Origin of the sequence: Brevibacterium sp. XM4083 (assembly GCF_006489205.2) — a bacterium.
Taxonomy (GTDB): Bacteria; Actinomycetota; Actinomycetes; order Actinomycetales; family Brevibacteriaceae; genus Brevibacterium.
In genome coordinates, this window is the sequence record NZ_VFYR02000006.1 from 131741 (window position 1) to 144128 (window position 12388).

Consider the following 12388-nt stretch of genomic DNA (forward strand, 5'->3'; position numbering starts at 1 on the left):
GGTCCCGGCGACGCTGTGTGGTCGGGGACACGGGAGCCCGCGATCGCCTCGGCGAGGGGATGCGACGACCGGGCGGCCGTCCCGGACTCACATGAAGCCGGGGAGGAAGGAGAAGAGGACGAGGGCGACGGGCGCGGTCGGGAGGATCGAGTCGAGGCGGTCCATGACGCCGCCGTGACCGGGCAGCAGGGTGCCCATGTCCTTGAGGTGGAGGTCGCGTTTGATCATCGATTCGCTGAAGTCGCCGAGGGTGGCGAACGCGGGGATGACGACGCCGATGACGAGCCCGGTCCAGAACGGGGCGTCGAAGAGGGTGATCGCCAGCGTCGTGGCGACGGCCGTGGTGAAGACGACGGATCCGAGGTAGCCCTCCCAGGACTTCTTCGGCGAGATCCGCGGGGCGATGGGATGCCTGCCCCAGAGCACGCCGAAGACGTAGCCGCCGATGTCGGAGGCGACGACGCTGGCAAGGAAGATGATGACGTAGAAGTTGCCGTTGGGCAGGGTGAGGAGATAGACGACGAAGCACGCCATGAGGCCGACGTACGTGAGCGCGAAGAGGGAGAGGGAGACGTCCTTGACCGCGTTCTTGCGCCGCTCGACCATCGTGAAGAGCATGACGGCCCCGGCGCTTGCGGCGAACGTCACCCACAGGGCCTCCCGGCCGCCGAAGTACGTGGCGACGACCATGCAGGCCGCGGAGATCATCGTCGGGATGCGGGAGACGAGCGATCCGGACCGGGAGAGCGCGTTGGCGAGTTCCCACATCGCGGCGACGATCGCGATGAGGATGATGAAGAGGAAGGTTTCGGGAAGGAGGATCAGCGAGGCGAGCACGATCCCGCCGATGAGGAGGCCGATCCCGATCGCCGCCGGGAGGTTGCGGCCGGCCCGGCCGTAGTCCTTGGGTGCAGGCGCCGTCTCGACCTCGACCTCGACGGCAGCGGTCTCCTGCGTGAAGACCGTGTCGGTGCCGCGGAGGTCGCGCCGCTTCGGGAACGGTGTCGGCTCTGGGGTCGCCGCGGTCTCCCGATCCGACCCCTCGTCAGGGGTCGGATCGGAGGTGGGACGGTCGGGCCCGGTCAACGCGATCATCAGACCTCGAGGAGCTCGGCTTCCTTCTGGCCGAGCAGCTTGTCGATGGCGTCGACCTTCTTCTTCGTGATGTCGTCGAGTTCGGAGATCGAGCGGGTGACCTCGTCCTCGCCGGCTTCGCCGTCCTTCTTGATCCGCTCGAGGGTGTCCTTCGCGTGGCGGCGGATGTTGCGGATCGAGACCTTGCCGTCCTCGGCCTTGCCCTTGACGATCTTCACGTACTCCTTGCGGCGCTCCTCGGTGAGTTCGGGGAGGACGACGCGGATGACGTTGCCGTCGTTGGCGGGGTTGGCGCCGATGTCGGAGTTGCGCAGGGCGTTCTCGATGTCGCCCAGGGTCCCGCGGTCGTAGGGAGTGACGAGGATCGTGCGGGCCTCGGGCGTCTGGAACGACGCGAGCTGCTGGAGCGGCGTGGGAGCGCCGTAGTAGTCGATCTCGATGTTCGCGAAGAGCGCGGGGTTGGCCCGGCCGGTGCGGATCGACGCAAAGTCCTCTTGCGTGAATTCCACGGCCTTGTCCATCTTCTCCCTGGCCTCTGCCAGTGTTTCTTCAATCACGAGACACTCTTTTCAGTCGATTGGAGCTGTGTGAACATTCTATGGGTCCGAGGTGGTTTTCTGCTGACCCGGACCGGTGCGGTGTGGGCTACTTGACCAGTGTGCCGATCTTCTCACCGGCGATGGCCTTGCGCAGGTTGCCCTCACCCTGCATGCCGAAGACGTGCATGGGAAGCCGGTTGTCCATGCAGAGGGAGAACGCGGTGGCGTCGACGACCTTGAGACCCTTCTGGAGAGCCTCCTGGTAGGTGATCTCGTCGATCTTCGCAGCAGTCGGGTCGAGCTTCGGGTCGGCGGTGTAGACGCCGTCGACGCCGTTCTTGGCGATGAGGACCTCATCGGCGTGGATCTCGAGCGCGCGCTGGGCCGCGACGGTGTCGGTGGAGAAGTAGGGCAGACCGGCGCCGGCGCCGAAGATGACGACGCGGTTCTTCTCCATGTGGCGCATCGCCCGGCGCGGGATGTAGGACTCGGCGACCTGGGACATCGGGATCGCGGTCTGCACGCGGGTGTCGACGCCGAGCTGTTCGAGGAAGTCCTGCAGAGCGAGACAGTTCATCACGGTTCCGAGCATTCCCATGTAGTCGGCGCGCGTGCGGTCCATGCCGCGCTGGGAGAGCTCGGCGCCGCGGAAGAAGTTGCCGCCGCCGACGACGATGCTCACTTCGACGTCCTCGACGGTGGGGGCGACCTCCCGGGCGACGGCAGCGACGACGTCGGGGTCGACGCCGATGCTGCCTCCGCCGAAGACCTCGCCGGAGAGCTTGAGGAGCACGCGGCGACGATGCGTGCGCACCGGTCGGCTGGCGTGGCTCGATTCGTGTACCGGGGTGGATGTCATGAGGTCCTTCTTCCATGCGTTCGGCGCCGCCGCAGGCAGCGCCGATCCGGGTGGTTCGTCTGGGTCAGTCTAGCGAAAACGGGGCCGGACCCATCGGTCCGACCCCGTCATCGGATCCTGTGGGAGTCCTCACGGACCCCCACAGCGATCACAAGCGGATCAGGCTCCCACGCGGTAGCGGAGGAAACCGGTCGCCTTGAGGCCGGCGGCCTCGAGGACCTTGCCCACGGTCTGCTTGGGATCCTTCGCGAATCCCTGGTCGAGCAGGCAGTTCTCCTTGAAGAAGCCGTTGACGCGGCCTTCGATGATCTTCGGCAGAGCCTGTTCCGGCTTGCCTTCGTTCTTCGCGGTGTCCTCGGCGATGCGGCGCTCGTTCTCGACGAGCTCGGCCGGGACGTCCTCACGCGAGAAGTACTTCGGCGCGAGGGCGGCGATGTGCACGGCGACGTCGTGCGCGACGGCCTGGTCGTCGCCTTCGTAGGCGAAGAGAACGCCGACCTGCGGGGGCAGGTCCTTGTTCGTGCGGTGGAGGTAGGACTCCACCTTCTGGCCTTCGAGACGACCGACGCGGCGGAGGTCGACCTTCTCGCCCAGGGCGGCACCGGACTCGGTGATGAACTGGGCGACGGTCTTGCCGTCGGCCTCGACCGAGAGCAGCGACTCGGCTGACTCGGACTTGTTCGACACGGCGAGTGCGAGGACTTCGTCGGCGAGGTCGATGAAGCGCTGCGACTTCGCGACGAAGTCGGTCTCCGAGTCGAGCTCGATCATGGTGCCGACGCCGCCGTCGACGAAGGTGGCGACGAGACCGTCGGAGGTGGCACGGCCTTCGCGCTTCGTGGCGCCCTTGAGGCCCTTCACACGGAGGAGCTCGATGGCCTTCGCCTGGTCGCCGTCGGCCTCATCGAGGGCCTTCTTGACGTCCATCATTCCGGCGCCGGTCTTCTCGCGCAGTTCCTTGATGTCAGCGGCAGTGTAGTTTGCCATTCTTTCTCCTAGTGGTGGTGGAGGTGAGTGAGATCAGGACTCGGTGGAGTCAGCGGCAGCGTCGGCGGCTGCGGCCTTGCCCTCGGCGTCCGCTGCCTTCGCATCGGCGTCGGCGACGGCACCTTCGGCGGCGGCGTCCGTCGCGTCGGTGGCGGTGGTCTCCTCGGACTGGGCCTCGGCTGCGGTGGCAGCGGCGGAGGCTTCGGTCGAGGCGTCAGCGGCGTCGGCGTTCGCTTCGGCGGCGTTGCCCTCGAGGAGTTCGCGCTCCCACTCGGGCATCGGCTCGACGGCGGAGACGTTCTTCTCACCGGACTCGTCGTCGCCGGAGTGGCGGGCGATGAGGCCCTCGGCCACGGCGTCGGCGATCACGCGGGTGAGCAGCGAGACCGAGCGGATGGCGTCGTCGTTGCCCGGGATCGGGTAGGTGACGTCGTCGGGGTCGCAGTTGGTGTCGAGGATCGCGATGACCGGGATGCCCAGCTTCTTCGCCTCGTCGACGGCGAGGTGCTCCTTCTTCGTGTCGACGATCCACACAGCGGACGGGGTGCGCTGCATGTCGCGGATGCCGCCGAGGGTCTTCTCGAGCTTGTCCTTCTCGCGACGGAGGATGAGGAGTTCCTTCTTCGTGTGCGAGGAGCCCGCAACGTCGTCGAAGTCGATCTCTTCGAGTTCCTTCAGCCGGCGCAGACGCAGGGAGATGGTCTGGAAGTTCGTGAGCATGCCGCCGAGCCAACGCTGGTTGACATACGGCTGGCCGACGCGCTTGGCCTGCTCGGCGATCGATTCCTGGGCCTGCTTCTTCGTGCCGACGAAGAGGATGGAGCCGCCGTGGGAGACGGTCTCCTTGACGAACTCGAACGCGGTGTCGATGTAGCCCAGCGACTTCTGCAGGTCGATGATGTAGATGCCGTTGCGCTCGGTGAAGATGAAGCGCTTCATCTTCGGGTTCCAACGACGGGTCTGGTGTCCGAAGTGAACGCCGCTGTCGAGCAGCTGGCGGATGGTGACGACGGCCATGCCGACGCCCTCCTTTCTCGTGCACCCTGCGGGTGCGTTGTGCCATGGTTCGCGGCCAACACGGGGCTGGCGGCGACGATGGCGGTTTCGGTTGATTCCTGGTACCCGGTTCGCCCAACCCACATGCGCGTACGCATGCACCATGGGATGGAGAAGAGATCGGATACGCGTAGTCAGAAGACACGCTTCTGCTGAGGGCAGTCTATCGCGGGTGGCCAAGCCTGCGCCAATCGGAGGATGTCCCTCGCCGAGGCGGCCGCCGGGTGTGCCTGTCCCGTGCCCGGGCGGCTGCGCCACCTCCCGCCGAGGCTGCCGTCGGGTTCGCGTCGCCTCTGCGCTCTCGGGCGGGCTCCCCGCTTCCGCGACTCGTGCGCATTCGGCTGTGGACGCGCATTGCGCTCAGCATGCCTCCCCGCGGTGTGGGGCACCGGCGAGGGTGAGCGGAGCCCGGCCCATCGGGGGTCCGGTGGTCCCACTCGTGTGCTCTCTCCTGTGCATGCGGCACCGACTCGTGTGCGCGCGGCCTGTGGACGCCCGATGGTCGTCCACAGGCGGAGAATCCTCTGCTGACAGCACCGGCGGCATCGATTTCCATGGGCGTTATGGCCGTTCCCGAATCGACTCGTCCGCCCCACCGCAGCGCTGCCCCTCTTCCGCGACGGCGACTGTCGGCCCGTCCGACTCGGCGTCCGTCTGCGCGTCCGCCTCGGCGACGCAGAGCCGGTCCCCTGCCGAGCAGGCCGCTGCGGTGGATCAGCGTCCTCGTCACCGCGGTTCTCGTCGCCCTCGGCGGCGTGGGCGCAGCTGACGCCTCCCCGCAGGCTTCCCGAGCCGCGGGCACCATCTGGGTCACGCCGGTACCGGCGATGGAGATCGTCACCGCCTTCGATCCGCCGCGGGAGACATGGCTGGCCGGGCACAGAGGCATCGACGTCCGGGCCGTACCCGACGAACCCGTGCGCGCCCCGACCGCGGGCACCATTCGCTTCCGCGGCTCGGTGGCGGGCACCGAGACGATGAGCATCACGACGGAGTCCGGTCACGTCGTCTCCTTCCAACCGGCGCGTTCGGATGCCTCCGTCGGCGACCGCTTCGCAGCTGGTGAGCAGATCGGCACGGTCTCGACGGGCGCGCACTGCCAGGAGTCCTGCCTCCACATCGGCGTCTGGCCTAAGGACAGCGACCGGGCGTATGTCGATCCGGCGCCGTTCTTCGGTCAGGATGCGTCCCTCCTGCTGCCGCTCGCACGCAAGCCGGCCGAAGAGCCGGCCGGCGATGACACGGATTCGGGTGCGGGCGGGTGGGGCGGACACCGGAATGGGCGCATTCCCGCCTCGGCGCTGTGCCCGCTCACCACCGCCCCCGGGCACATGCTCCGATGCGATGCGCAGGCCGCATTCGACCGCCTCTCCCACGCGTACTCCGCGCGGTTCGGCAGGCCGATCTCGGTCACCGACTCCTACCGGGACTACGACACCCAGGTCATCCTCAAACGGCGTAAGGGAAGGCTCGCGGCGACGCCGGGGACGTCGAACCACGGGTGGGCGCTCGCGATGGACCTCGGGGGCGGCATCAACTCATTCGGCAGTGCCGAGCATCAGTGGATGCGGGCGAACGCTCCGACGTTCGGATGGGTGCATCCGTCGTGGGCACGGCAGGGAGGGTCCCTGCCCGAGGCATGGCACTGGGAGTTCAGGAAGTGAGCGCGTGCCGGACGTGAGCGAGTCGCTCAGGCCCGCGGGTGGGCCTGCCGGTAGGTCTCCTGCAGGCGCTGCATCGACACATGGGTGTAGATCTGCGTGCTGCTCAGCGTCGAATGCCCGAGCAGCTCCTGGATCTGGCGCAGATCGGCACCGTTGTCGAGCATGTGCGTGGCAGCCGAGTGGCGGAGACCGTGCGGTCCGATGTCGGGGGCGTCGGGGTTGTTCGCGCCGTAGCGGTGGACGAGCTCGCGGACCTGGCGGGCGCCGATTCGGCCTCCACGCAGGCCGAGGAAGAGCGCGTCACCGCTCCTGTCGGTGGCGAAGCGCTCCCGCAGTCTCAGCCAGATCGCGAGGGCATCGCGTGCCGGGCCGCCGAAGGGCACCCGGCGCTCCTTGTCGCCCTTGCCGAGCACGGTGATCATCGACCGCTGGTGGTCGACGTCGCTGCGGTCGAGGCCGCAGAGTTCGGATACGCGCACGGCCGTCGCATAGAGCATCTCGAGAATGGCTGCGTCCCGGGCGAGCAGCGCCTGAGCGTCATCGTCAGACTCTGCGGCCTCATCCTGTTGGGAGTCCGCCCCCGCTCCCCTGCTCGCTGTCGCTCCGGCCCCCTCACGCGCGCGGTCCGACCCGGCTCCTCCCCGCCGATTGCCTCCGTCACCACTGCGTCCTGCCGAGACGAGGGCGGCCGCCTGCTGGGGTTTGAGCACGGTGGGCAGCCGTGAGTCCTTCTTCGGGGTGCGCAGACGCGCGGCCGGGTTGGACGGCAGTCCGTGGGTGCTCACGCAGTAGGAGAAGAACGATTTGATCGCCGCGATCTTGCGCGCCACCGTCGACTTCGCCGCTCCCGCATCGTCGAGGGCGATGAGCCACGACCGCAGATCGTCGAGGCTGATGTCGGACACGGCGATCCCACGTCCGGACCCCACTGACCCAGCGCCACCCGCCTCGTCGGTCTTCCGTGACCGGTCGGTCTCCCGTGACTGTTCGGGGGTCCGGGTTGCGCGTCGCCCCGGCAGATGGGCGGCGTGCGCGAAGAAGTCGCTTACATCACCGACGTAGGCGCGGCGGGTATGGGCGGAGACGTCACGCGCGCGCAGGTGGTCGGCGTAGTCGTCGACCACCTCGGGGAAGCGAGGCGATGAGGTCACGCTTCAAGCGTACTCGTTCAGCGCCGGCGCAGCTTCTTCCACCCGGGCCCGTCGCGTTCGCTCAGTCCCTCGATCTCGAGGAGGGCGAGCGCCGAGAGCGCATCGGCCACCGTCAGGCCCGCTCTGGCCGCAAGCGTGCCGACATCGAGGGCTTTCGTCGCCGAGAGCGCGTTGAGGCAGATCCGCTCCCGTTCGCCGAGGTCGTCGACCCGGTCATCGCGGCCGCCCGCTCCAGAACCCCCACCAGCTCGAGAGGAATCCCCGGCTGCACTGCCGCCGAGGTCGCCCAACGGCAGCTCCTCGGGCCGGACGAGGTCGAGGACGTCGGGGGCGCCGGTGACGAGGTCGGCTTCCCTCAGACGGATGAGCCGGTTCGTTCCGGCCGATGACGCCGAGTACACCGACCCGGGGTAGGCGGCGACGACGCGGGAGAGTTCGAGCGCGTGCCTGGCGGTGTTGAGCGCCCCGCTGCGCCACCCGGCCTCGACGACGACCGTGGCAAGCGCCGAGGCGGCGATGAGGCGGTTGCGCAGGAGGAACCGGTGGCGCATCGGAGTCATCCCGGGTGCGGTCTCGGAGACGAGGAGACCGTGCTCGAGCACCTGTGCGAAGAGGTCCGAGTTCGCCGCGGGATAGAACCGGTCGACTCCCCCGGCCATGAATGCGACCGTCGTGCCCTCCCGGGCGAGCGCCGCACGGTGAGCGGCCGCGTCGATGCCGAAGGCTCCCCCGGAGACGACGGTGTACCCGTCGGCGGCGAGATCCCAGGCAAGGTCGGAGGCGCACTTCGTCCCATAGCCGCTCGCCGCCCGCGCCCCGACGACGGCGACCGCCTGCGCAAGCGCCTCGCGCAGGGTCGCCGACCCACGCACCCACAGTCCCAAGGGCGCTGCGGGACCGAGTTCGTCGATGGCGGTCGGCCATTCGTCGTCGGTGGGGATGACGAGACGTCCGCCGAGGCGGGCCATGCCCTCAAGGTCGTGTTCGCCGTCGGCGTCGGCGGCGCGCACTGCCCACCGGGCGAGCGCCTCGGGGAGTCTCCCCTGACCGGTGATGTCCCCGAGCTCGGCGGAGAGCCGTCCGACGACCTCGTCGACCGCGACCGCCCCGGAGGAGATCGCCCGGATGAGTTTGACCGCGGTCACGGGGCCCGCGGCATCGACGAGGGCCTTGAGCAGGCCGTCACCGGGTTCGCCGATCCGCAGGAGTGCTGCGACGGCGATGCGCTGCGGGGTCACGTCCATCATGTCTCCTGGGTCCGCAGCGCGAGGGCCGCAGCGATCCGGTCGGCGTCGGGAGCCTCTGCCCCGGCGAGGTCGGTCAGGGTCGTGGCGACCCGGAGCACTCGGTCGTAGCCGCGCATCGTGATCCTCCCCGTCTCGAGCGCGCGGTCGAGGCTGCGCAGAGCTGCCGGTCGCATCCCGAAGTGGTCGCGCAGCCACGGCCCCGGTGCCATCGCATTGAGCGACCAGTCGCAGTTCGCATACCGATCCGCCTGCGCGCGCCTCGCGTGCTCGACCCGCGCCGCCACACCGGCGCTCGACTCCTGCTCCCCGCCGAGACGCAGGTCGGCCGGAGTGACGGGGTAGAGCTCGAGCTGGAGGTCGACACGATCGAGGAGAGGCCCGGAGAGGCGATTGCTGTACCGGCGTCTGTCCATCGGCGTGCAGTTGCACACCGTGTTCGCGCCCGCCTGCATGCCCGCCCCGCACGGGCACGGGTTCGCGGCCATGACGAGCTGGAACGATGCCGGCAGCACCATTGACCCCCAGGCCCGGTGGATGTGGACCTGACGGGCCTCGAGCGGCTGCCGCAGCGCTTCGAGCACGTCCCGGGAGAACTCCGGCGCCTCGTCGAGGAATGGAAAGTACACCCCGGTGGGTTCAGAAGCTTCAGTCTACCTCCCGGCGTCCGCCTCTGACGGCTGTTCGTCCACCACGCTCGCAGCTGGCGCTGGCACGCTCGCAATGAGTCCACAAAAGGTCAAGGTGGGGTAAATGGTGTGCCAATAGCGCATGCCTTCTGTCACAATGGACGCACGGAGTACAGGAGCTCTGCCGTGTCGGCGGACCGATCACGGGAGACAGATGGACTTGGACCAAGAGCAGATCTACTCCGATGTGCAGAGCCTCTTCCGTCGAGGCCTGGTCATAATCGTTGGGTCAGGCGCATCTTCGGCAATGGGACTCCCTGGAATGGCTGCTCTCGCGAAACACCTTCGAACAAGCATTCCGGACGAAATAGCCTCACAGTCTTTAAAATGCTTGCCGCAGTGGACAACAATTTCGGAGTCCCTCGAAAAAGGCGCTGGCCTCGAAGAAGCACTCGCTAACGGCGTTGCTTCGGACGATCTGGCTGAACTTATTGCCGCCCAGATAGCCGTTTGCATATCGGGCCAAGAGGTACGTGCCATCACCGAAATTCTGAGCGAGTCCGAAGTGCCAGCGTTCAGCAGGTTGTTTCAGCACATCCTAAGAACAACCAATCACGTAGATGTAATCACGACGAACTATGACCGACTACTAGAGGTCCAGGCCGCTCGCGTTGGCATCGCCGTAGATTCGATGTTCCATGGGCATACTGTTGGACGGTTTGATCCGGAACAGAGCGGCAAGGCAATGCAACGGCCAGATAACCAACCCGGAAAACGGCGGGCAACCACAGTTCGAACGGTTCCTCACGTTCGCCTATCGAAACCCCACGGAAGCCTCGACTGGTTTACCTATAACGACGAGCATTTTCGAAGCGATCTGCCGATTCCTGGTGCTCGGCGCATCGTTGCACCCGGGGGCAACAAGTATCGCCAAGGATACGACGTACCGTTCGATCAACAGCGCGAACGAGCCAACACAGCTATCGACTCAGCTGCCGCCCTACTTTTCGTGGGATATGGGTTCAATGACGATCACTTGCAGACACACGTTCGAGAGCAAATTCGCAGGGTGCCCTCGCTAATCCTGAGTCGCACCTTCACTGAAAATGCACGAGAGTATCTCTCCACGAGTCCCACGGCGCTGGGCGTAGAAGCCGATAGCTCCAACGACGCATACGCACACGTTTTGAAAGGGGACGCTGAGACTGTGCTCAACCGCCCCATCTGGAACTTAAATAATCTCGTAGAGGAAGTGTTGGGAAAATGAACGATACGAACGTCCTTGAGTTTCCGCTTAACTTCGCGCTAGGAAGAGTGTTCAGGGTTGACACCGCTAGCGTATGGGCTGAGGCAACCGACCACGATCGTCTTACTCGGGTGGGAGTCGGAAGTCTAATTGCCTTCCAAGGATCGAATTCATCAGAGTACCTCGTTGGCATGCTTGATCGAGTAACACGTGATCTCCAAGAAGAGGCGCTCCTAGATAATCTTGACGACGACGATGATGTTGTCCCGGTAGAAGCGCGTCAACGCGACCTTCTGCGCGTCGTACTTCTCGGCACTTATAGAGAGGTGGACGGAACAAGGCGCAATACATTCAAGCGAGGCGCTGATAGCTATCCGCTCGTTGAATCTCCCTGCTGGGTCATCGATGGCTCGAACCTGCAAAGGCTGATGGGCCTACTTACCCAACAGCTAGATTCGGAAAAACAACTTCAGCTCGGCACATTTGTCGCTGATTCCTCAGCGAGGGCTGTGGCAGATGGCGATCGTCTCTTCCAACGCCACGCCGCTCTTCTCGGAAGTACGGGCTCGGGAAAGAGCTGGTCAGTTGCTCTTATTCTCGAAAGAGCCAAAGCGTTGGCGTTCCCAAACCTAATCGTCTTTGACATGCATGGCGAGTATACGCCGCTCACCGAAGGGCCAGACCCTATCGCCGAAGGTTTTCGCATTGCAGGACCGGGTGACCGCGAGTCCGAAACTCGTTTACTGCACCTACCCTGGTGGCTCCTAAATCAAGAGGAAATGCAAGCGCTCCTGCTTGACCGTTCTGAAACTAATGCGCCTAACCAAGCCGCACGACTGACCCATCACGTACGCGAGCTCAAGCTAGAGCATTTGGTGGCCGCAGGAAAGGATGAGGTCGCTGGACGATTTACTGTCGACAGCCCCATTCCATTCAGTCTTACAGAACTCATCGCTCGGCTCGAACATGACGACACTGAGATGGTGCCCGGCGCACGCACCGAGAAAGCAGGCCCCTTTAACGGTCGACTGACGAGGTTCGTCGCCCGGCTCAAGGCTCGCGCCGAGGACCGTAGGTACAGCTTTATGTTCGGGCCGCCCGAGGAGGCCGTCGGATATGAATGGCTTCACAGCCTTGCCAAAGATCTACTTGGCACGAAACAGGGCATCAAGGTTATTGATTTCAGCGAGGTCCCCAGCGACATCCTTCCGATAGTTGTTGGGGTTCTTGCGCGGGTGCTTTACGAAGTTCATTTCTGGACTGACGAAGAAAAGCGGACTCCAATCACATTCGTCTGCGACGAGGCTCACCTGTATCTTCCTTCTAGTGTCGCAGATGTCGCCGAAGCCCGGGCACTTGACTCGTTTGAGCGCATAGCCAAGGAGGGTCGTAAGTATGGGATTTCATTGTTGGTGGTGAGCCAGCGGCCTTCCGATGTCAGCAGAACTGTGCTGTCGCAGTGCAACAATTTCATCGCGCTGCGATTGACAAATGACCAGGACCAGGCGGTAGTCAGGCGTCTTATGCCAGACAGCATGGAAGGAATTGCTGCGGCCTTGCCCTTGCTCGATGTCGGAGAAGCCCTGGTTCTTGGGGATGCGCTCGTCCTTCCGACTCGTATTCGTCTTGACGTCCCGTCAGTCAAACCCAGTAGTTCTACGAAGAATTTTTGGACTGAATGGAACGAGTCTGAGGTCCAAGAGGCTGACCTCGTTGCTGCAGTAGAGGCAATGCGGATGCAGTCGCGGCCCTAATTGGAACACGGGGGCGGGATCTTCCTACTGCATCACAGGACCGCGGATACTCTGACTCTCACACCCTATCGGCCCATTCGCACCATTACCTTCGGTTGGGAAGGAATAACATGATCGACCGACTTCAGCTACCTTCTTTCTTGCGCGCACCCTGCAAACGGAGG

The 12388-nt window shown here is 65.2% G+C and carries 11 protein-coding genes; 3 read left to right on the forward strand and 8 right to left on the reverse strand.

Features of this window, described 5'->3' with window-relative positions; all coding sequences use genetic code 11:
- Positions 1–87: 87 nt before the first annotated feature.
- The 5 genes from FJ887_RS17415 to rpsB form a co-directional block, all read right to left on the reverse strand.
- Complete coding sequence (locus FJ887_RS17415; RefSeq protein WP_009378355.1) at positions 88–1095, reverse strand: phosphatidate cytidylyltransferase; 1008 nt, start codon at positions 1093–1095, stop codon at positions 88–90.
- The gene (gene frr / locus FJ887_RS17420) at positions 1095–1652 is read right to left on the reverse strand and encodes a ribosome recycling factor (RefSeq protein WP_009378354.1); all 558 of its coding nucleotides are present in this window, start codon (positions 1650–1652) and stop codon (positions 1095–1097) included. Before frr ends, FJ887_RS17415 begins: the two co-directional genes overlap by 1 nt.
- An 88-nt stretch (positions 1653–1740) precedes the next feature.
- Positions 1741–2493, reverse strand: a complete 753-nt coding sequence (gene pyrH / locus FJ887_RS17425) for a UMP kinase (protein ID WP_040341769.1) — start codon at positions 2491–2493, stop codon at positions 1741–1743.
- Between the two features lie 159 nt (positions 2494–2652).
- Complete coding sequence (gene tsf, locus FJ887_RS17430; protein ID WP_009378352.1) at positions 2653–3480, reverse strand: translation elongation factor Ts; 828 nt, start codon at positions 3478–3480, stop codon at positions 2653–2655.
- 33 nt (positions 3481–3513) lie between these two features.
- The gene (gene rpsB / locus FJ887_RS17435; RefSeq protein WP_101624749.1) at positions 3514–4497 is read right to left on the reverse strand and encodes a 30S ribosomal protein S2; all 984 of its coding nucleotides are present in this window, start codon (positions 4495–4497) and stop codon (positions 3514–3516) included.
- Between the two features lie 794 nt (positions 4498–5291).
- On the opposite strand from rpsB, the gene FJ887_RS17440 reads away from it, so the two are divergent.
- Positions 5292–6200, forward strand: a complete 909-nt coding sequence (locus FJ887_RS17440; protein WP_250786277.1) for a peptidoglycan DD-metalloendopeptidase family protein — start codon at positions 5292–5294, stop codon at positions 6198–6200.
- A gap of 26 nt (positions 6201–6226) precedes the next feature.
- On the opposite strand, the gene FJ887_RS17445 is transcribed toward FJ887_RS17440, so the two are convergent.
- The 3 genes from FJ887_RS17445 to FJ887_RS17455 are packed head-to-tail and all read right to left on the reverse strand — an operon-like array spanning position 6227 to position 9224.
- Positions 6227–7351, reverse strand: a complete 1125-nt coding sequence (locus FJ887_RS17445) for a tyrosine recombinase XerC (protein ID WP_140955756.1) — start codon at positions 7349–7351, stop codon at positions 6227–6229.
- Positions 7352–7368: 17 nt separating this feature from the next.
- Positions 7369–8595: a DNA-processing protein DprA gene (dprA, locus tag FJ887_RS17450; RefSeq protein ID WP_140955755.1), complete on the reverse strand. Its 1227-nt coding sequence runs from the start codon at positions 8593–8595 to the stop codon at positions 7369–7371.
- The gene (locus tag FJ887_RS17455) at positions 8595–9224 is read right to left on the reverse strand and encodes an ATP-binding protein (protein ID WP_250786278.1); all 630 of its coding nucleotides are present in this window, start codon (positions 9222–9224) and stop codon (positions 8595–8597) included. The genes dprA and FJ887_RS17455 overlap by 1 nt, the downstream gene beginning before the upstream one ends.
- Before the next feature lie 322 nt (positions 9225–9546).
- On the opposite strand from FJ887_RS17455, the gene FJ887_RS17460 reads away from it, so the two are divergent.
- Together FJ887_RS17460 and FJ887_RS17465 are read left to right on the forward strand one after the other, a co-directional pair.
- Complete coding sequence (locus FJ887_RS17460) at positions 9547–10491, forward strand: SIR2 family protein (RefSeq protein WP_181365683.1); 945 nt, start codon at positions 9547–9549, stop codon at positions 10489–10491.
- Positions 10488–12224, forward strand: a complete 1737-nt coding sequence (locus FJ887_RS17465) for an ATP-binding protein (RefSeq protein ID WP_140955753.1) — start codon at positions 10488–10490, stop codon at positions 12222–12224. The genes FJ887_RS17460 and FJ887_RS17465 overlap by 4 nt, the downstream gene beginning before the upstream one ends.
- Positions 12225–12388 lie beyond the last annotated feature (164 nt).